This window comes from Cupriavidus sp. 05N39 (genome assembly GCF_056397325.1).
Genome location: NZ_JBFTNE010000365.1, coordinates 1 through 393 on the forward strand (window position 1 = coordinate 1; position 393 = coordinate 393).

The following is a 393-nucleotide window of genomic DNA, read 5'->3' on the forward strand; positions in this document are numbered from 1 at the left end:
GTACAGGGTGCGCTGCGGGCGCGCATGGATCGGGCGGCCTTGGAGGAAGCGGCGCAGGTCCTCCGCCAGCGCCTCCACCGAAGCGTAGCGCTGCGCCGGCTCCTTCTGCAGGGCCCTGAGCAGGATCGTGTCGAGGTCGCCGCGCAGGCGCCTGGCCAGCCGCCGCGCCGCCGGGTCCGGGGTGGCCGCGGTATCGCTGCGCAGCAGCATCGCCGAGGCGCGCGGGGGGGTGACCTCCAGGATCGAGCGCTCCCATTCGGCATCGCTATGCCGGCGCAGCCGGTACGGCTTGCGGCCGGTGATGACCTCGAACAGCACCACGCCCAGCGAGTACACATCGGTCAGCGTGGTCACCGGTTCGCCCCGCACCTGCTCGGGCGCGGCGTAGTGCAG

The 393-nt window shown here is 73.3% G+C and carries 1 protein-coding gene; it reads right to left on the bottom strand.

What is annotated here, in order from left to right; all coding sequences use genetic code 11:
- A partial coding sequence (locus tag AC1DN0_RS41730) for a protein kinase domain-containing protein (protein ID WP_477146702.1) occupies positions 1–393 on the bottom strand: 393 nt, incomplete at both ends.